This window comes from Psychrobacter aestuarii, assembly GCF_904846035.1.
In the GTDB taxonomy this organism is placed as follows: Bacteria; Pseudomonadota; Gammaproteobacteria; order Pseudomonadales; family Moraxellaceae; genus Psychrobacter; species Psychrobacter aestuarii.
Genome location: NZ_CAJGYT010000001.1, coordinates 985236 through 1004694, shown reverse-complemented (window position 1 = coordinate 1004694; position 19459 = coordinate 985236). Strand labels below are relative to the sequence as shown.

Here is a 19459-nt window from a genome sequence, read left to right as displayed (position 1 = left end):
TCGCCTAAAAGCACGGGTGTGCCTTAGTGCGCTTCGTCCCAGTTGTGTCCGCTATCGGTTTCGACCAGTAGCGGTACGGCAAACTCAATGTCCCAGCCGCAATCGGCAGCGGTACGCGTCAGCACGTCCTGCATGGCATTTTGGATAAGGGTGCTTATCTCATCGACCTTGTCTTGGTCCACTTCAAATACCAGTTCATCATGCACTTGCAGGAGCATTTTGGCGTGGTCTTTTGGCAGCACCTTATCGACCGCAATCATCGCAAGTTTAATAATGTCGGCGGCGGAGCCTTGTAGCGGCGCATTGATGGCGGCGCGCTCGGCGGCTTGCTTGACCATGCGGTTGCTGCTGTTGATATCAGGGGTGTAGAGCTTGCGCCCAAGCAGCGTCTGCACGTAGCCATGCTCGTAGGCGCTGGCACGGGTGTCAATCATGTACTGCTTGACCTTGGGATAGCGGTTAAAGTACATATCGATGTAGTCTTGTGCCTCGTTGCGTCCCATTTGCAGCTGTTTTGCTAAGCCAAAGGCACTCATGCCATATAGCAAGCCAAAGTTAATCGCCTTAGCATTGCGTCGCTCGGTGGCACTGACCTCATCGACCGCTTTGCCCAGCACTTCGGCGGCGGTGGCGGTGTGAATGTCCAAGCCTTCGTTAAAGGCACGGGTCAAGGTCTCATCACCTGAAAAATGCGCCATCAAGCGCAGCTCAATCTGTGAATAATCCGCCGCGACAATGACGCGCTCAGGCGGCGCGATAAAGGCTTGGCGAATCAGGCGACCTGTCGCGGTACGGATAGGAATGTTCTGTAAGTTGGGGTCGGTCGAGGACAGACGCCCTGTGCTGGTCAGCGCTTGATGGTAGCTGGTGTGTACGCGGTCGGTGTCTTTGTCACTCACCGCGTCCAGCGCATCGGTATATGTGCTTTTGAGCTTGGATAGGCTGCGATATTCCAGCACCACATCCACCAGCGGGTGGTCAATCTTGGAGAGCACCGCCTCGCTCGTCGAGTATTGTCCTGATTTGGTTTTTTTGCCGCCAATCACGCCGAGCTTATCAAACAACACTTCGCCCAGCTGCTTGGGTGAGCCGACGTTAAAGGCGTCGCCTGCGATGTCGTGCGCACGTGCCTCAAGCGCGATGATTTCTTCATCAAAACGTTTGGACAGTTCATTTAAAAACGAGCGCTTGATTAAGATGCCGTCCGCTTCCATGTTGCACAGAATCTGCGCGGTTGGGATTTCTAATTGGTGCAAGAGCTTGGCATTATTGGCATCGTCTTTGAGCTTGTCATTAAACAGCTCAAACAGCTGCAAGGTCACGTCCGCATCTTCGCACGCATAATCGCTCGCGATATCGATAGCCACTTGGTTAAAGGTGACTTGCTTTGCGCCTTTGCCCGCCACATCTTCATATGTGATGGTCTGTGTGTGTAGATAATGGCGCGCCAAGTCGTCCATGCCGTGGCGCGTCACCGCCGCGTTAATCACATAGCTGGCGAGCATGGTGTCCATTGCCCAGTTGTTTGGGTATTTGGCAGCGCTTGCCTCAGGCGCGTGCGGATGACCGAGCAAATCGATGCCATAATGGCTGAGCACGTGCGTGTCGTATTTGAGGTGCTGACCGATTTTGCCGATGTTGTGGTTTTCTAAAATCGGCTTGAGGCGCGCAAGCACGGTATCACGGTCGAGCTGTTTGTCCGTCAACGGGTCGTCCGCAAGGTCGTGGGTCAGCGGAATATAATAGGCTTCGTGTGCCTCTAGCGCCAAAGACACGCCGACAATCTCTGCCTCGCGCCAGTGGACACTGGTGGTCTCGGTATCGATGACAAAATACGGCGCGGCTTCTAAGCGGGCAACCAAGCTGTCAAAGGCGGGCATGTCCAGCACGGTGTGCCATGCTTTGTCGTGCTGTTTGCTGTTTTTAATATTATCAATCTTGGTCGATTGTACCGACTTGGCAATCTGCGCTTGCGATTCAGTCGCGGCTTGACTGGCAGCGACGCCTTGCGCATTGGCGGGGTGGTTCGGGTGGTCGAGCGATGCCAGCTCGTTTTTAAACTCAAGCTCGCTGTAGAGTGCGCGCAGCTCGTCAATATAGGCAGAGGGGTCGGTATTGATTCTTAAATCTTCCCAATCTTGCCCAATCTCCAAGTCGGTGACGATGGTCGCCAGCTGCGCATTCATTGGAATGTCATCGGCATATTCGACCAAGTTTTTGCCCGCACGCCCTTTGATGTCGTCCACGTGCGCGAGGATATTACCGATGTTGCCGTACTTGGTCAGCAGCGTTTCGGCAGTTTTTTTACCGATACCCGGTACGCCTTTGATACCGTCCGAGCTGTCACCCATTAAGGTTAAATAGTCAATCATCTGCTCAGGCGCGACACCGAACTTGTCAATCACGGCGGCGCGGTCGGTGATTTTGCCTGTAAAGCTGTCTTCTAATATCACGCAGTCATTGACGAGCTGCGCCATGTCTTTATCCCCTGTGGAGATGACCACGTGATGCCCTTCTGCCACCGCACGCTGCGCCAGTGTGCCGATGATGTCGTCTGCCTCCGCGCCTTCGATACGCAGGAGCGGCAGCCCAAGCGCGGTGACGAGGCGGTGAATGTAGCTGATTTGCTGTGACAGCTCCTTATCCATCGGCGGACGTCCCGCCTTATAATCGGCAGACAGCTGGTGGCGAAAGGTTGGCGCTTTGGTATCAAAGGCAACCGCCATATGCGTAGGGTGGTAGCGGCGCATCAGCTTTAATAAGGCGTTCAGCGTACCGCGCACTGCATTGGTGTGCAGCCCTTGCGTGGTGGTCATCGGTGGTAAGGCATGATAAGTGCGAAACAGATAATACGAGCCATCGACAAGGATAAACGGCGGCTGGTCTTTGTTCACATGGCTCGTTTCCATGGTGGCCACATTGGGCATGGTGTCAAAGCTCGGCAGCGCGGTTGGGTCAATGGCACTGTGGGAATTGTGGTCATTATCAGTCATAACACTCACTTATTGATTATCAAAGGCAGACGTCTGCAAAACGCGTGCGCAAAAATGCCTCGCAGCACGCAGACAGTCCATTATAACGATAAAAATCACTTGTGCCGAACCTGCAAACCGTAACGATGTGTATGCTCAAAAAAAAGAACCCAGCGGTCAGCTGGGTTCTCTATAGTCGGTCAATTAGGACCAACCGTGTTGTCACTTGCGTAACAAAGCGCGTGGCTTATTTAACTTCTGACGTCACTTCAACGTCGATGTTGCTGCGCGTGGCTTTTGAGTATGGGCAGACTTCGTGCGCTTTTTCGACCAGTTTTTGTACTTCTTCTGCCGATAGGTCAGTCTTTTCAGCGATGACGTGGATTTTTACCGCAAGCTTATAGTCATGCCCTTCGCCTTGTAGCAAATCAACGCTGGCTTCTGTGGTTGAAGCAAAGCTCGCGCTTTCCATTTTTTTGACCACACCCAGTGCGCCGTCAAAACAAGCGGCATAGCCCATCGCCAGTAGCTGTTCTGGGTTGTTACCTTCTTCTTTGCTGCCTGGTGGTACCATGTTGACGGTCAAGTCGCTGTCGCTCAAGCTTGCGCTGCCTGCACGGCCGCCAGTAACGGTTGCTTTGGTTGAATATAATGTTTTCATTCTTTGTCCTTTTTCAATTTTTGTGAGTGTTATTGCTGATATCAATCGTTATATAAAAAAAGTCTGATGCGCTCGTCATCACTGAGCCATCATAACAAACGAGCGGGCGTGTTCTATATAAAGGAAGTAAAGGTATGATGCCCGTTTGTAAGTTTTACTTATGGGTGTGCCTTCATGCCCAAACCATTGATACGCCATCGACTATAACGATGAGTCTACCTAATAGGCAAGGGATAAGGGGATAAAGCGTCTGATTCGCCGATAATGCGCGCCGCAGGGACGGGCAAAAATAGCATCTTGACGGCAAATCGGCTACAATACGCGCATCAAAACACCACCACCTATCAGCCGTATTTCCGCTTTTTTTCTTCCAAAATTTAACGATAAGTCATTGATTATGAGCGCAGAATCCAAACTCGTGCCAAGCAAACTCGCCAATGAGGTTGCCAAACGCCGCACCTTTGCCATCATCTCGCACCCTGATGCGGGTAAAACCACCATGACCGAAAAGCTGCTCCTCTGGGGACAGGCGATTCAGGTCGCAGGCGAGGTAAAAGGGCGCAAAACTGACCGCCACGCCACCTCGGACTGGATGAGCATGGAGCAAGAGCGCGGCATCTCAATCACCACCTCGGTGATGCAGTTCCCGTACAAAGACCATATCGTCAACCTACTCGATACCCCAGGTCACGCCGACTTTAGTGAAGACACCTACCGCACCCTGACCGCTGTAGACAGCGCGCTGATGGTCATTGACGGCGCAAAAGGGGTCGAGGAACGTACCATCAAGCTGATGGACGTCTGTCGTATGCGCGATACACCGATTATCTCGTTTGTGAACAAACTCGACCGTCAGATTCGTGACCCGCTTGAGCTGCTCGACGAGATTGAGACCGTTCTTAAAATTAAATGTATTCCCGTGACTTGGCCTGTCGGCATGGGGCAAGACTTTGTCGGCGTGTATCATCTGCTCGAAGACAAGACCTATTTTTATGAAAAAGGTCATGGCGGCGAGATTACCGAGATTGAGACCCGCGACGGCTACGACTATCCTGATGTGCGCGAGCGCTTGGGCGCGCTGATGTTCTCAGCTTTTGAAGAGTCGCTTGAGCTGGTACAGATGGCGCTTGAAGAGTTCGACACCGATGCGTTTTTGGCGGGCGAGATGACACCTGTGCTCTTTGGTACGGCGCTCGGTAACTTTGGTATCAACATGGTGCTCGACACCTTGGTCGAATATGCGCCGCCACCAAAGGCGCACCCGACCGAACAGCGCGAAGTTGCCGCGACCGAGACGGCGTTCAGCGGCTTTGTGTTTAAAATCCAAGCCAACATGGACCCGCGCCACCGTGACCGCATTGCCTTCTTACGCGTTTGCTCAGGCAAATACGAAAAAGGCATGAAAATGAACCACGTACGCCTTGGCAAAGACGTGCGTATCGCCGATGCCTTGACCTTTTTGGCGGGTGACCGCGAAGCGTTAGAGGAAGCTTACCCAGGTGACATCATCGGTCTGCACAACCACGGCACGATTTCGATTGGCGACAGCTTTACCGAAGGCGAAGCGCTGAACTTTACGGGCATTCCGCACTTTGCACCTGAGCTGTTCCGCCGCGTGGTACTCAAAGACCCACTCAAATCAAAAGCGCTACAAAAAGGGCTACAGCAGTTGAGCGAAGAGGGCGCAACGCAGGTCTTTATGCCGCAGATTAATAATGACCTGATTCTAGGCGCGGTCGGTGTGCTGCAGTTTGAAGTGGTCGCGCATCGCCTTAAAGAAGAATACAAGGTACAATGTACCTTTGAGCCTGTGTCTATCGCCACCGTGCGCTGGATTCATTGTGATGACGAGGTGGCACTGACCAAGTTTAAGCGTAAAGCACATGACCAGCTGTCTCTCGATGGCGGTGGCTATCTGACGTATCTTGCGCCCTCGCGCGTCAACTTGCAGCTGATGCAAGAGCGCTATCCTGAGGTGACCTTTAGCAATACGCGTGAGCACTAAGCACACGTTTTCAGGCGCGATATGGTACAAAACGGCAGGCGCAAAAGATAAATCAACTTTTTATCAAAAAGCGCTTGCAAAGCTAAAAAAAGGTGCTAGAATACGTGACCTATAAAGGCGTATAGCTCAGTTGGTTAGAGCGCCACCTTGACATGGTGGAGGTCGCTAGTTCGAATCTAGTTACGCCTACCAGATATTAAAAATCCCCAGTCGAAAGATTGGGGATTTTTTTTGCTTATCACTTTTTATCAATACAAAGTATTCCATAACTTGTCGTCATGAAAAGTAGAAAACTTTTAATAACCCCAAACAACACCCACAAAAAAAGCCGAGCATCTCAGCTCGGCTTTTTTGCTTAAAAGACGCTTGCTTACGCGTCTTGCAGTACCGCTGCCATCGCGTTGGCGATGTAGTCGATGTTGTCGCTGTTTAGACCAGCCACACACATACGCGAGTTGGACACCATGTAGATGCCGTATTCAGCGCGTAGGCGTTCAACTTGTTCAGGCGTCAGACCTGTGAAGCTGAACATACCGTTTTGGCGGGTGAGGTAGTCAAAGTTTTGGTTCGGTACTTTTTCTTCCAATACCGCTTGCAGCTTGCTGCGCATCGCTTTGATACGGTCGCGCATGGCGTAGACTTCGCCGACCCACTGCTCGTGTAGCGCGTCGTCATTCATGACGATATCGACCACATGACCGCCGTGTGATGGTGGGCTTGAGTAGATGCGGCGTACGGTAAAGGTGAGCTGACCAAAGACGCGCTCAGCTTCCTCTTTGGTTGGGCAGACGACAGACAAGCCGCCGACGCGCTCGCCGTATAGTGATAGGTTTTTAGAGAACGAGTTGCTGACAAACAGCGGCAGACCCATGTCTACGGCTTTACGAATGGCGTAGGCATCGGTGTCCATGTCTTCGCCAAAGCCTTGATAGGCGATGTCCATAAATGGAATCAGCTCGCCTGCTTTGATGACGTCGAGCACCTCATCCCACTGCGCTTGGGTCAAGTCCATGCCCGTTGGGTTGTGGCAGCATGGGTGCAGCAGTACGACGTCATTTTTGTTCATGCCTTTTAGGCAAGCAATCATGTCGTCAAAGCGCACGCTGTTGGTGGCTTTGTCGTAGTACGGGTATTTTTTGACCGTGATGTTTGAGCCTTCAAAGATGGCGATGTGGTTGCCCCACGTTGGGTCACTCACGTAGCACTCAGCATCTGGGAACCACTGATTGATAAACTCCGCGCCCACTTTGAGTGCGCCTGAGCCGCCGATGGTGGCGATGGTCGCGACGCGCTCTTCTTGTAGTACCGCAGCATCCGCCCCGAACAACAAGTCTTGGCAGCCTTTACGATGACCTGCTAAGCCTTGCATTGGCAAATAAGGACGCGGCTTGATGGGGTCAGCGATGCGCTCTTCGGCGGTCTTGACGCATTCCAAAACAGGCATTTTGCCGTCTTCATCATAATACACGCCAATACCTAGATTGACTTTGTTGGGGTTTTCGTCAGCAACGAACTGGCTGACCAGTCCTAGGATAGGGTCACCAGCATAATGCTCGATACGGTCAAACATGAGATTTCCTTTAGAAAAAAAATGGGTCAAGCAGCAAAAAATCATAAACCAGATTGCCCGCAAACTCAATCGCCGATTGCACGATTCGCCACGCGTGACGCTATTTTTACGTCATATAAGCGTGGTATCATGCACCCTATATTATGCGGTACTGCTTTCCTTGTTTTTTCACAAAAAATTGAGGCATCGGTAAGTGACGGTTATTAGTCGCTTGCTGTCCTTGTTTTGTTTTTCTCTTCTCAGATGGGCTCGGGTTATGCGTGTAGCCACTCCATATCGATTGTTTAACAAATTTACAGTACTCATCAGCGTTATCGGGGTGGCAGTCGCGCTCGTTGATAGCGGCTTTGTGCTGACCACATGGCTACAAAATGCCTTTCACCTGTTTTATTTGTCGATAATTTTGCTTGGGTTTGTCGCCACAGCAGGGCGGTATATTAATGCGTCCGCGCCTTTGAAATTTAATAAGGTGGCGGTGTTCGATTTGGTGACCAGTGCGGCGATTTTGGTCTTACTGGCGCTGCATTTTGTTGATTTTTTGGTGTCGGGCATCGCCACAGAAAACAATGATTTTATCGCCATTAAAATCGCGGTGTTTGTGACCTTTATCCGCGAGATATCGGACAATGACTTTAATTTAAACCGCGCGTTTTTAAACCCCGCACAGTTTTTTATTTTAAGTTTTTTGTCGGTGATACTGGTCGGGGCGCTGCTGTTGATGATGCCAAACGCGACCACCGAGCCCTTATCCTTTGTCGATGCGCTGTTCACCGCGACCAGTGCGGTGTGCGTGACGGGGCTGATTGTGGTGGATACGGCGACCCAGTTTACGCGCTTTGGGCAGGTCATTTTGATGGGGCTGATACAGATTGGCGGCTTGGGCATTTTGACCTTTGTGACTTACTTTAGCTATTTTTTTAAAGGCGGGGTCAGTTACGAGACGCAGCTGAGCATCGGTGAGATGACGCATTCGCCGCGCTTGGGCGATGTGGTGACGACGCTCAAATCCATTCTCTATGTGACCTTTGGTATTGAGGCGCTGGCGGCGGCACTGATATTTCTTAGCATTTATGATATGCCGAATACCACGCTTGGCGAGCGTTTGTTTTTTGCGGCATTTCATGCGGTTTCGGCGTTTTGTAATGCGGGCTTTTCGACCTTTAGTGCAGGCTTGTATGATGATGCGCTGCGTTTTAATTATCCTTTGCAGCTGATTATCAGCGCGACTTTTTTATTCGGCGGTATGGGTTTTGTGATTGTGGTCAATTTGCTGCGTTATTTGCGCTACTGCGCGGGCAAGTTTTTGTATCGCAATGAGAGCTATCAGTATCAGCCGTGGCTATTGAGCCTAAACAGTCGCATTACGTTGATTACTTCAGGGGCGCTGCTGCTCGTCGGGCTGATTGGCGTGCTGCTCTTTGAGTATCATGGCGTGCTTTCTGACCATGACAGTGTGATTGGCAAGTTGGTGACGGGGCTGTTCACCGCAGCGACACCGCGTACGGCTGGCTTTAATACGGTCGATGTGACGGCATTGGCATTTCCGACCATCATGCTGACCATCTTTTTGATGTGGATTGGTGCCTCACCGAACTCAACGGGCGGCGGGATTAAGACCAGCACCTTTGCGATTGCTTTATTAAACACCTTGAGCCTTGCCAAAGGGCAATCGCGTATTGAGGTGTTCAAGCGCGAAATTGCCTCGGTGTCGGTCAGTCGCGCCTTTTCGATTATGTGGCTGTCGCTCTTGGTCATCGGTACGGGCGTGACCTTGATTAGCTACGACCAGCCTGAGCTCGATTTGATGAAAGTGGTGTTTGAGTGCTTTTCGGCGTACAGCACGGTGGGGCTGAGTTTAAACCTCACCAGCAGCTTGTCCACCTTTAGCAAAATCGTAGTGTCGGTGATTATGTTCGTCGGGCGGGTGGGGATGCTGACCATCATTATCGCGCTGCTCAAAGACGTGCGCCAAGGCAACTACCGCTATCCGTCCGAAGAGATTACCATCAACTGATGGCACAAGGCGACAACCGCGCTACATACCACATATACCCAAATGCAGGCAATGGCTTACAATAAGTCAATGGCCGTGATAACCGTAGAGGATTTATGAAATACATCGTCGTTGGATTGGGCAATTTTGGCTCATCGCTTGCTATGGCGCTGACCAGTCAAGGGCATGAGGTGATTGCCATCGACAGCAGCATGCAAAAGGTCGAAACCTACAAAGAGGTCATCTCGCACACCATCTGCATGGACGCAACCGATGAGCATACGGTCAACGGGCTGCCGATTGTCGATACCGATATCGTGATTGTGGCGATTGGGGAAAATCAGGGCGCAAACGTGATGGCGTCCGCGCTGTTTAAAACCCTAAAAGCCAAGCGCCTCATTAGCCGCAGCATCAATCCGCTGCATGAAAAAGTGCTGCAAGCGATTGGCGTTGATGACATCATCTACCCTGAAAAAGAGGCGGCGAGCCGCTGGGCAAAACGTCTGTCTTTGCAGCATTTTATTGACTCGTTTGAGCTGAGCGAGCATTTTAGTATGGTGGAGATTAGCATTCCTGACAGCCTGATTGGCAAAATGGTCGGCGAGCTACAGCTTGAGCCGCGCTATAAGATTCGCTTGATGAGCACCATGCGCTACGAAGAATACGAGGACAGCTTTGGGCGTATCCAAAGCCGTCCGCACATTCAAGGGCTTGCGCAGCCGCTACAAATCTTGCAGGCAGAGGACATCCTTGTGGTGTACGGCGCGAACAAACACATTAACCAGTTTTTGCGCAGTGTCGGCGTGCGTATTCACTAACCCGCGTCAGCATTTGGGCGGACAGTTACGGACAAAGGAGAGGTTATGGGCTTACATCGCTTATCACTACTTGGGCTGGCAGTTGCTGTGCTGTGCGCAGGCTGCGACCCCAAAATGAGCGACCCCAATGTGGCGCTCTCAGACCATCAGCAAGACCCCATTGAGGAGCTGACCGTCACCGACAAGGTTGACCGCAGCGGCTTTAGCTACCGTCAGAGCTTTTATGTGCCCATCTATTCAGACATTTATACCGATAAAGACAACCGCAAAGTCTTGCTTGCCGCGACCTTGAGCGTGCGCAATACCAACCTCAAAAAGCCGCTGTATATCAATAAAATCGACTATTACGCGACCGATGGCACGTTTATTAAATCCTACGTCGATCGCACCATTGAGCTGCCGCCGATGGCGACGCTCAACTATATCGTGGAAAAAGAAGAAGACAAAGGCGGGTCGGGCGCAAACTTTATCATCACCGTTGAAGGGGTGGATAAAAGCGTTACGCCCGTTATTGAAGCGGTGATGGTGGGTAATTTTAGTAACAAAGGCTTTGCGTTCGCCACCGAAGGCACGCCCATTGAGCCATAAGCTAAGGAGCAATGAGCTAGCTGATATCAATCTCGTAACTGAAGCTGTCCGCCAAGCCATAAGACTCACGGTATTCAATCGGCTCGCCTTTTAGGTTTCTGGCGACGCGGCAGACCTTGACCAAGTTGTCAGTGGCGGCGTTGTTTAGGTACTCATCGACATGATTTTTGACAAAAAATAAGGTCTCGGTCGCTGATGAGACGAACTGCCCGCACTGCTGATAATAAAAAGGATACAGCAGGTTGCCAAAGTCGCTCGGTGCCATATTAATAAAAGCGCGGAACAGATGACGCGGCAGCCAGATGCGCTCGCTTAAAATCACCTTGTCATCGACCATACGCACGCGCTCGATATAGAGCAGTGGCTGGTTTTTTTTAAGCTGCAATTTTTGGTTGACGGACTCAATCGCATCGATAGAAGCGACCGATTTGATAATTCCTGTCGGCGTCACATAACTGACTTCTTTGTCACGGAATTTAAAAAAGCGTGATAAAGAGTTTTCAAAATTGGGCTGTTTTAAAAACGTGCCGCGACCTTGCTGTTTGACCAGCACCCCGTCCTCGACCAGTTTTTCAACCGCTTTACGCACGGTGCCGACCGACACCTCGCAGGTGGCGGCAAGCTCTTGCTCGGTTGGCAGTGCAGTGTCGGTATCCCACTTGTTATCAACCAATAGGGACTGAATATACCAGCGTACTTGTTCGTAGCGTGGCATTTTAAATTTGTCAAAATTATCCATTGTTTTTTTCTTCAGTGAGTTATCAATGTGTCGTAAAAAAAACAGCCACTATAACAGACGCAACGCCCAGATACTGCATTTGCAGTCACTTTGTTTATTTTACCCGAGAACGATTTTTGGTACATAGCAAGCATGCCTATGATGGCACTAATTATACGCCGCATACAGCCATAAAATGAACACCATGTAGTCATTATGGCATTAAATAAAAGCAGACCGGTAAACACAGGCGTCTTGTAAAAGCGTTTGACAAGCCCTTGTGAATGACTTTTAATAAAGCACGAAATTCATATATATGTTTATATGAATTTTGCCTCAGTCAACGTCAAGGAGCAGACATGACTCTTTATATCTTAGGCGCTATCGTCCTCTCAATCGTGTTGGGCTATACCACCAAAATCAATATCGGCTTTTTCGCCATCGTATTCTCTTATTTGATTGGTTGCTTTGGTATGGGGCTAAAAGCCTCTGACGTCATCGCCCTATGGCCGATTAAGATTTTTTTCATCATCTTGGCCGTGACCCTGTTTTATAACTTTTCTTTGGCCAATGGTGCGCTTGAGAAGCTCTCAGGTCAGCTCATCTATCGCTGCCGCAACTTTCCTGCGCTCTTGCCGCTGGCGGTATTTATGGTGGCGACGCTCATCTCAGGCTTGGGCGCAGGCTACTACACGGTGCTGGCGTTTATGGCACCGATGACGCTACTTTTGTGCCAAAAAACCAATATGAATGTGGTCATCGCGGCGCTGGCGGTCAACTACGGGGCGCTGGCAGGCGCCAACTTTATGACCTCACAGAGCGGGGTGATTTTTCGTGGGTTGATGGATGGCGCAGGCGTGCCGAGTGACCTGGCGTTTGGCTATTCGTCAGGGATTTTTGCCGCGACGTTTTTGATTCCTGTGGTGGTGCTCGGCATATACAGTCTGGTCAATATGCGCCACAACAAGACCGCGATTGAAGCGACGCTGCCTGAGCCGCTGGATCATAAGCAAAAGCAGTCGATTATGCTGATTTTTATCATGATGGCGATTGTGCTTATCGTGCCGATTTTGAACTTGCTGCTGCCTGATGTTGAGGCAATTGAATTCTTAAACGCGCGTATTGATATTGGTTTTATTGCTATTTTCTTTGCCATCATCAGCTTATTGATGAAGCTTGGGGATGAAAAGACCGTCATCCGTTTGGTGCCTTGGAATACCCTTATCATGATTTGTGGCGTCGGGATGCTGATTGCCCTTGGCGTACAGGTTGGAGTGATTGATGAGCTGACCACATGGCTGAGTACCAATGTGCCGATTTGGTTATTGCCCGTACTTGTGTTCATTATTAGTGCTATTATGTCGGTTTTTGCCAGCACCCTTGGGGTGGTTGCGCCCGCGCTGTTCCCAATCGTGCCGACACTCGCCGCCGCGTCAGGATTGAACCCGCTGCTGCTGTTTGTGTGCATCATTGTGGGCGCGCAAAGCTCGTCCATCTCGCCATTTTCTTCAGGTGGTAGCTTGATTTTGGGCTCATCGCCTGCCGATGTGGACAAGGACAAACTCTTAAACGCCTTGTTGTTTAAGGCGGTACCGATTGGCGTGGGCGCAGGCTTGCTCGCGACGGTGGTGATTCAGGTGTTGTTCTAACGAGAATAAAAAAGGCAGCGCACATAAATTAAACAATATGCGCTGCCCAATCGGCAAACGAGTACTGCAAAAAATTAAAAAAAGTCCCAAGTTGGGCAATAAAAAAGGCTCATTAGCGCGCGCAACGTCCCAGTATAAGGGCGATGCGCGGCGCACAGATGAGCGCAATACCATTAAAAACAACCATTCATCATGGTGATAACGCATCACCACAAGCAATAAGAAGAGACGGATTATGTGCTATATGGACACCCACGCCCATGTGTTTTCTCACAAACTTAAGTTTATAGACAGCGCGCGCTACACGCCTGAATATACCGTGACCGCAGAGGACTATCTGCGTGAGCTGGACCGATACGGCTTTACGCATGGCGTATTGATTCAGCCGAGCTTTTTGGGAGAAGACAACCGCTATATGCTCGATGCCATCGCGGCGCATCCTGAGCGCTTAAAGGGCGTGGCGGTCATTGACAAGCAGACCGAGCTGCACACACTACAAGCGATGAATGAGCAAGGCATCGTCGGCATTCGCCTAAATCTGATTGGCAAGCCGTGTCCTGATTTGACCGAGGCGGGCTGGCAGGCGTGTCTTGAGCGTATGGAACAGATGCACTGGCAAATCGAGCTGCACGCAACTCCTGACTATCTGATACAGCTGCTGCCCATTTTAGGGCGTTATGATATTGATGTGGTGATTGACCACTTCGGGCGTTTTGACCCTATAAAAGGGGTGAACAGTCCTGATTATCAACAGCTGCTTGAGATGCTAAGCCCCGCCCAGCATTGGGTCAAGGTATCCGCCTATTATCGCTTGGGCGCGCGCAGTGGCATCCAAAATGCTAAAGAAGCACTGGCGCTACTGCTAGAGCGCGGCATGAAAACGCAGCTGATTTGGGGCAGCGACTGGCCGCATACCCAGCATGATGGCATGAGCTTTGAGACTGCGCTCAATACCTTTAAAGAGATTGTGGCGGACGATGAGCTGGTAAAGCAAATCCTAACCGACAACAACGCCCGCCTGTTCGGCTTTAAAACGCCTGTTCGGCTTTAAAACGCCTGTTCGGCTTTAAAACGCCTGTTCGGCTTTAAAACGCCTGCCGAGCTGTAAGCGCCTAAGTACAGATAGCATCAAGACCGCCTGTCGTCACGCCAAGCACACGCGCATGACGACAGGCGGTTTTTCTATAAATACAATGTATTGATGCATCGCCATCAGCTGCCCAGTATTGGCAGCCACACCGCGAGCGCGATTAGGGTCACGAGCAGCACAGGCGGGGTAATCATCAGCCCGATTTTCATATATTGTCCCCAGCTGATGCGGTAGTCTTTTTCGGCTAAGACGTGTAGCCACAACAGGGTCGCAAGGCTACCGATGGGCGTGAGCTTTGGACCCAAGTCATTGCCAATCACATTGGCGTACACCATCAGCTCGCGTGTCTCTGCTGACAACGTAGCATGGTCAATCGCCAGCGCACCGATGAGCGTGGAGGGCATATTGTTCATGATAGATGCCACAATCGCGGAGACAAAGCCTGTGCCCACGGTCGCAATCAATGTCCCTTGCTCACCGAGCCAACCGAGCAGCGCCGAGCCATAAGCGGTCAAGCCGGCATTGCCCAGACCATAGACCACCAGATACATACCGATAGAAAACAGCACAATCTGCCACGGGGCTTGCTTGACAATCGCCAGCACCGACATATGGGCACGCTCACGCATACCGACACGCGCCGCAATCGCCATGAGCAGCAGCGCCGCCGCACCCGTCACCACCGATATCGGAATCTGTAGCGTCTCGGTCGCCATATACGCGCACAACAATAAGAACAGCAGCGGAAAGGCGCTATAAAACACCAAGCGGTCTTCAATCGCGGACATCGGTGCGGGCAAGTCCTCGGTATCGTAGGTCGCGGGAATGTCGCTTTTGTACGCCAGCCACAGCACGACCAAGGTCGCCGCCACTGACACCACGTTGACAGGCAGCATCACCAGCGCATAGCGCGCAAAGCCAATATCAAAATAATTAGCACTGACAATATTGACAAGGTTTGAGGTTAATAGTGGAAGGCTCGCGGTATCAGCGACAAAGCCTGTGGCAATAATAAATGCTAGCGACTGACGCGGCGTAAATTCCAAACGCAATAAAATCGCAATGACAATCGGCGTTAATAACAATGCTGCGCCATCATTGGCAAACAGTGCCGAAATCACCGCACCGAGCAGCACAATCATCGGAAACAAGCGCCGACCGCGCCCGCCGCCTAAGCGCGCCACGTGCAGCGCCGCCCAACCAAAAAAGCCCGCCTTATCGAGTATTAAAGAGATGATAATCAGCGCGACAAAGGTAAAGGTCGCATCCCAGACAATGTCCCAAACGGTCACAATGTCCGTAAGATGCACCACACCCGCGAGTAGTGCCACCAGCGCGCCCGCAAGCGCGCTCCAGCCGATACCAAGACCTTTGGGCTGCCAAATAACAAACACCAAGGTGACAATAAAAATAAGTAATGCCAACATGTCAGCGCCTTAGTCTGATTTTTGATTGACGCGGGCGGAGAGGGCGGCAGCATCCTCAACGCGCTCAGAATAGCGGTCGGTCAAGTACGGCGCACGACCACGCATCAGCCACGTAAATTTGGTCAACTCCTCGCAGACATCGACCAGACGCATGTAATAAGACGAGTCCAGCATACGGTCATTATCATCAAACTCCAAAAATGCCTTGGGCACAGACGACTGATTGGGGATGGTCACCATACGCATCCAGCGCCCCAAAATACGCAGCTGATTGACCGTATTAAAGCTTTGACTGCCGCCATTGACCTGCATGATGGCAAGGGTCTTGCCTTGGGTCGGGCGCACGCTACCAAGCGCCAGCGGAATCCAATCAATCTGCGCTTTCATAATGCCCGTCATGCTGCCGTGGCGCTCAGGGCTGACCCACATCATGCCCTCCGACCATTCGGCAAGGGCGCGCAGCTGCGCAACTTTGGGATGCTCAGCATCACTGCTGTCAGGCAAAGGCAGCCCCTCTGGATTAAAGACGCGCACCTCGCAACCGTACCAGCGGAGCAGACGCGCCGCTTCTTCTGCCGCCAAGCGAGAGAACGAGCGCGCACGCAATGAGCCATACAGAATCAAAATCTTTGGCGCATGATGCGGCGCATCTTTGGCAATCAGCGCATCGACATCAATCGGCTGCAGTTTGTCTGCGTCAATATTCGGCAACTCTTCCAAGCTGACGTTTGGGTTCGGCTCACCGTAGTGGATGGTTTCGCCATCTTCTTTAACAAAGCTCGTCACAGGACGGTCTAGAATCTCCAGCACCGTCTCAGAGGGACGGCACAGGCGCGCGCCATTTTCAGTAACCACAATCGGACGGTTAATTAAAATCGGATGCGCAAGCATGGCATCAATAATCGCTGCATCGCTTGTGCCCTCGGCATCAAGTCCGAGTTCCTTATACGGTGCTTCTTTTTTACGCAGCAGTGCGTCTGGGGTGATGCCCATCTGTGCAATCAGCTCCAGTAAGTAATCGCGTGTCGGCGGCGTCTTGAGATACTCAATGACGTTTGGCGTCTCGCCAGAGGCCTGCATTAATGCCAAGGTATTGCGTGACGTGCCGCATTTTGGGTTATGAAAAATAATCGGTCGCATGGCCATAGGTCCACCTATTTTCGTTTGAAGGGTTATTTGTTAAGCATGATAAAAGTCTTTGGCACATCAGCCGTTGCCTATTATTGCCTATCGTCGCCTATGTGGGCAGATGACAGGCATAAACGGCGCGGCTTAGTATACCACCACAAAAAAAGACACACAGTGTTTCAACAAACCCTTACCGCAGCCTAGTATACGGTTACGTTACAATAGTCCAATCATCTGTCGCCCCTTTATGCTGATGGACGGATTGCTAGCAGTAAAAGATACAAACCGTGAAAGACAACAAGGGCTTGCCAGCCGACTCTGTACGGATGCGCATCCCATAATGCCATACGGATATTTGACTAAGGACACACCATGAACACGCTCACACCTTCTACCTTGCGCCTACCTATTGCTGCCTCATGGCTTGGCGGCGCGCTGCTGCTTGCTGCCAGCACTGCACAAGCTGCACCGATGGCGCAAGGGCTGACGAGCGAGGTGGGCTACAATGAATACAGCGTCTCCGAGAGCATACTGGAGCAGTGCCGCGAAGACGATCGCTGCCCTGAAGTCGCGATCAAGTACCTAAACACCAGTGCCCCATGGATTAATACCATTGTCAATCAGCGGGTGAACAGCATGGTGGTCAATAGTGGTATCCGTGCAGAAGAACCCGTAACAGGCAACATCAGTAAAGCAAAAGTACAAGCCGCGGTTGACGACTTTGCCAAAGAGCAATTGGCGACGCTACCAAAAGACAGCAGCCTCAGCTATGAGCTGAATGTCACCCCAGGCTACCTAGGACACATCGGTCAGACCGAGTTGTTCGTCATTGACAGCTATGTGTATCTAGGCGGCGCGCATGGTCTGCCGTACCGCGAATATCTGGTGTTCGACAGCCAAAACAAACGCCAAATCACCCTCAATGACATGCTGCTGCCAAAACAAGCATCGCGTTTTGAGACGCTTGCGCGCAGTGCTTATCGTGACTGGGTAAAAACCGTCGCCGATGACGTTGACAGCTATGAGCAGTCATGGCCGTTTTCATTAAGTAAAAACGTCACCTTGACCAACACAGGCATCACCTTGCTGTACCAGCCTTATGACATCGGTCCTTATGCTTATGGCATGCCTGAGCTACACATCCCGTATACCAAGCTCAAAGGGGTCGTAAAACCCAGCTACTTACCCAAGTAAACAGGCGTACAGATAACAGCAAATAAGCAAAAAAGATGCGAATAAACACAAAACAACCACCGATAGTGGCATAAGGACATGACACTTTTATGATAAAAATGAGAGCATCACCACTGACAATATACCGACCCTATAAACAGCAGTGACCGAGCGTCAGGCTAAGACCCTATTAATAACAACATTTTAAAAAAGCAATTTACCCATTTAAGGAGTTTATTATGAACAACCCACTACATCCCGACAATCATGACAGTCACGATGCCAACTCAGCGAATCCAGACGCAGATAAAACCACCGCCGACACTTGGCAGTTAAACGCCACTACCGAAGCCTTGGGCGACTTGACCTTGACCATTGACGACAGCCTATCTGTCGGACGCGGCAGCGACAATGACGTGGTGCTTGGCAGTAAAGAAGTATCGCGCAATCATGCGGTGCTGAGCGTTCTAAACGGCAAGCTGTATTTAAAAGATTTGGACTCATCGAACGGCAGCTTTATCAATGGCAAGCGCATCGACAGCAACCAGTCAAAATACGTCGCCGCTGATGACACCGTCGCGTTTGCCAGCTTTGTCTTTACTGTAGCGCCAGCCGCGCATGCAAATGGTGTTGCGTCCAGCGCTTATGATGATGCCATGACAGAGGAGATGCAGGACGAAGCAGCGACGCATACCACTGCGCCAGTACAAGCAGACGCTACGCAGTCAGACACCGCGCACGCAGAGACCAGCACAGGCAGCGTACCGACCGATGGCGCGCAGACTCTGGGCAGCAGTACACTAGACCATCCTGTTGATGGCGCCGCCTTGGACGAGACGCCAGCCGCCGCGCCGACTGCCGATATTGACACTACCGATGCCAAACACCCCGCTAGCGCCAATCTACAAAGCGAAAAAGTCGAGCCGGCAGAAGCTGCGCACCTTGCCGAGCCGCACACCGATGCCCCTGTCATGAGTGCTGAAAAAGACAGCCCGCATGATGTACAAAGCGATGACGTAACGGATGATGACATTGCCCGAGACGATGTGGCCAAAGATGAGATGCCGTCCGAATCAGGTATTGAGCCGACCATCCTAAAAGACGCCCCGCACCACGATGCGTATGATGACGCTCACGACAAGCAAATGCAGCACGAGCGCACGCCGACCGATACAGCAGCGACCGAGGCTGAAAAGCCAAAAGACGAAGTCTACGGCAGCGATGCTGAAAACCTACAATCCGCGCACCATAAAGACGAGACCGACCCGCACGACAAAACCACCGAAACCGAACTGCAAAAAGAGTCTGACCCTGACGTACTGCGTGCTAAGGAAGCAGCGACGTCACAGTTCTCAGGCACTACACAGCTCGGCAACAGCCCTGATGTGGGTACACAAGCCAACAATGCCAAGGTACAAGAGCAGCACAATCCTGCGACCACCGCACAAGGACAACCCGCGCAAAAATCCAGCGGCGGCTGGTTCATTTGGTTGTTTATTGCCATCATTATTATTGGCGCTGCCATCTGGCTGTTTAACATGGGCGGTTAAGCCCACCGCACCATCAGAGCGGCTACCCAGCCGCTCATGTCCTTGGCAGACGCAATTTAGCGTATTCGCCGCATCAGCAGTTTTGTTATACTGACCCACCGAACGTATCGCCAGCAG

The 19459-nt window shown here is 51.4% G+C and carries 14 protein-coding genes, 1 tRNA gene and 1 pseudogene; 9 read left to right on the top strand and 7 right to left on the bottom strand.

Features of this window, described 5'->3' with window-relative positions; genetic code table 11:
• Positions 1 to 23: 23 nt before the first annotated feature.
• Both polA and JMW05_RS04140 read right to left on the bottom strand, forming a co-directional pair.
• Positions 24 to 2909, bottom strand: coding sequence for a DNA polymerase I (polA, locus tag JMW05_RS04145; protein WP_406947469.1), 2886 nt, complete (start codon positions 2907 to 2909; stop codon positions 24 to 26).
• 310 nt (positions 2910 to 3219) lie between these two features.
• The gene (locus tag JMW05_RS04140; RefSeq protein ID WP_201504118.1) at positions 3220 to 3633 is read right to left on the bottom strand and encodes an Ohr family peroxiredoxin; all 414 of its coding nucleotides are present in this window, start codon (positions 3631 to 3633) and stop codon (positions 3220 to 3222) included.
• A 397-nt stretch (positions 3634 to 4030) separates the two neighbouring features.
• On the opposite strand from JMW05_RS04140, the gene JMW05_RS04135 reads away from it, so the two are divergent.
• Positions 4031 to 5638, top strand: coding sequence for a peptide chain release factor 3 (locus JMW05_RS04135; protein ID WP_201504117.1), 1608 nt, complete (start codon positions 4031 to 4033; stop codon positions 5636 to 5638).
• 115 nt (positions 5639 to 5753) lie between these two features.
• Positions 5754 to 5830 (top strand) — tRNA-Val (locus tag JMW05_RS04130).
• A 178-nt stretch (positions 5831 to 6008) separates the two neighbouring features.
• Here JMW05_RS04130 and JMW05_RS04125 read toward each other — a convergent pair.
• The gene (locus tag JMW05_RS04125) at positions 6009 to 7208 is read right to left on the bottom strand and encodes an amino acid aminotransferase (protein ID WP_201504116.1); all 1200 of its coding nucleotides are present in this window, start codon (positions 7206 to 7208) and stop codon (positions 6009 to 6011) included.
• A 256-nt stretch (positions 7209 to 7464) separates the two neighbouring features.
• Between JMW05_RS04125 and JMW05_RS04120 the strand changes: the two genes are divergently transcribed.
• The 3 genes from JMW05_RS04120 to JMW05_RS04110 all read left to right on the top strand — a co-directional run bounded on the left by JMW05_RS04120 (position 7465) and on the right by JMW05_RS04110 (position 10607).
• Positions 7465 to 9222 (top strand): TrkH family potassium uptake protein, encoded by a 1758-nt coding sequence (locus tag JMW05_RS04120; RefSeq protein WP_201504115.1) that lies wholly within the window; start codon positions 7465 to 7467, stop codon positions 9220 to 9222.
• 95 nt (positions 9223 to 9317) lie between these two features.
• The gene (locus tag JMW05_RS04115) at positions 9318 to 10019 is read left to right on the top strand and encodes a potassium channel family protein (RefSeq protein ID WP_201504114.1); all 702 of its coding nucleotides are present in this window, start codon (positions 9318 to 9320) and stop codon (positions 10017 to 10019) included.
• Between the two features lie 45 nt (positions 10020 to 10064).
• Positions 10065 to 10607, top strand: coding sequence for a DUF3124 domain-containing protein (locus tag JMW05_RS04110; RefSeq protein ID WP_201504113.1), 543 nt, complete (start codon positions 10065 to 10067; stop codon positions 10605 to 10607).
• Positions 10608 to 10623: 16 nt separating this feature from the next.
• Here JMW05_RS04110 and JMW05_RS04105 read toward each other — a convergent pair whose 3' ends face one another.
• Complete coding sequence (locus tag JMW05_RS04105) at positions 10624 to 11346, bottom strand: GntR family transcriptional regulator (protein WP_201504112.1); 723 nt, start codon at positions 11344 to 11346, stop codon at positions 10624 to 10626.
• A 338-nt stretch (positions 11347 to 11684) separates the two neighbouring features.
• Here JMW05_RS04105 and JMW05_RS04100 point away from each other — a divergent pair, with 338 nt between their 5' ends.
• Together JMW05_RS04100 and JMW05_RS04095 are read left to right on the top strand one after the other, a co-directional pair.
• Positions 11685 to 12974 carry an SLC13 family permease gene (locus tag JMW05_RS04100; RefSeq protein WP_201504111.1) on the top strand — a complete coding sequence of 430 codons (1290 nt, stop codon included), beginning with the start codon at positions 11685 to 11687 and terminating at the stop codon, positions 12972 to 12974.
• Positions 12975 to 13209: 235 nt separating this feature from the next.
• Positions 13210 to 14025, top strand: coding sequence for an amidohydrolase family protein (locus JMW05_RS04095; RefSeq protein WP_201504110.1), 816 nt, complete (start codon positions 13210 to 13212; stop codon positions 14023 to 14025).
• A 161-nt stretch (positions 14026 to 14186) separates the two neighbouring features.
• On the opposite strand, the gene JMW05_RS04090 is transcribed toward JMW05_RS04095, so the two are convergent.
• The 3 genes and pseudogenes from JMW05_RS04090 to arsC all read right to left on the bottom strand — a co-directional run.
• A complete protein-coding gene (locus JMW05_RS04090) occupies positions 14187 to 15491 on the bottom strand; it encodes an arsenic transporter (protein WP_201504109.1) in 1305 nt (434 codons plus the stop codon).
• A gap of 9 nt (positions 15492 to 15500) precedes the next feature.
• Positions 15501 to 16244, bottom strand: a complete 744-nt coding sequence (arsH, locus tag JMW05_RS04085) for an arsenical resistance protein ArsH (RefSeq protein ID WP_320158763.1) — start codon at positions 16242 to 16244, stop codon at positions 15501 to 15503.
• A pseudogene (gene arsC / locus JMW05_RS12005) lies at positions 16242 to 16631 on the bottom strand (arsenate reductase (glutaredoxin)); the annotation flags it as partial. The pseudogene arsC and the gene arsH, both read right to left, overlap by 3 nt.
• A gap of 360 nt (positions 16632 to 16991) precedes the next feature.
• On the opposite strand from arsC, the gene JMW05_RS04080 reads away from it, so the two are divergent.
• The gene (locus tag JMW05_RS04080) at positions 16992 to 17813 is read left to right on the top strand and encodes an RsiV family protein (RefSeq protein ID WP_201504108.1); all 822 of its coding nucleotides are present in this window, start codon (positions 16992 to 16994) and stop codon (positions 17811 to 17813) included.
• 218 nt (positions 17814 to 18031) lie between these two features.
• Positions 18032 to 19342: an FHA domain-containing protein gene (locus JMW05_RS04075; protein ID WP_201504107.1), complete on the top strand. Its 1311-nt coding sequence runs from the start codon at positions 18032 to 18034 to the stop codon at positions 19340 to 19342.
• Positions 19343 to 19459 lie beyond the last annotated feature (117 nt).

Coding starts and splice junctions, on each gene's coding strand:
- polA (WP_406947469.1), bottom strand. CDS start 2,909: ATGGAAACGAGCCATGTGAACAAAGACCAGCCGCCGTTTATCCTTGTC.
- JMW05_RS04140 (WP_201504118.1), bottom strand. CDS start 3,633: ATGAAAACATTATATTCAACCAAAGCAACCGTTACTGGCGGCCGTGCA.
- JMW05_RS04135 (WP_201504117.1), top strand. CDS start 4,031: ATGAGCGCAGAATCCAAACTCGTGCCAAGCAAACTCGCCAATGAGGTT.
- JMW05_RS04125 (WP_201504116.1), bottom strand. CDS start 7,208: ATGTTTGACCGTATCGAGCATTATGCTGGTGACCCTATCCTAGGACTG.
- JMW05_RS04120 (WP_201504115.1), top strand. CDS start 7,465: ATGCGTGTAGCCACTCCATATCGATTGTTTAACAAATTTACAGTACTC.
- JMW05_RS04115 (WP_201504114.1), top strand. CDS start 9,318: ATGAAATACATCGTCGTTGGATTGGGCAATTTTGGCTCATCGCTTGCT.
- JMW05_RS04110 (WP_201504113.1), top strand. CDS start 10,065: ATGGGCTTACATCGCTTATCACTACTTGGGCTGGCAGTTGCTGTGCTG.
- JMW05_RS04105 (WP_201504112.1), bottom strand. CDS start 11,346: ATGGATAATTTTGACAAATTTAAAATGCCACGCTACGAACAAGTACGC.
- JMW05_RS04100 (WP_201504111.1), top strand. CDS start 11,685: ATGACTCTTTATATCTTAGGCGCTATCGTCCTCTCAATCGTGTTGGGC.
- JMW05_RS04095 (WP_201504110.1), top strand. CDS start 13,210: ATGTGCTATATGGACACCCACGCCCATGTGTTTTCTCACAAACTTAAG.
- JMW05_RS04090 (WP_201504109.1), bottom strand. CDS start 15,491: ATGTTGGCATTACTTATTTTTATTGTCACCTTGGTGTTTGTTATTTGG.
- JMW05_RS04080 (WP_201504108.1), top strand. CDS start 16,992: ATGAACACGCTCACACCTTCTACCTTGCGCCTACCTATTGCTGCCTCA.
- JMW05_RS04075 (WP_201504107.1), top strand. CDS start 18,032: ATGAACAACCCACTACATCCCGACAATCATGACAGTCACGATGCCAAC.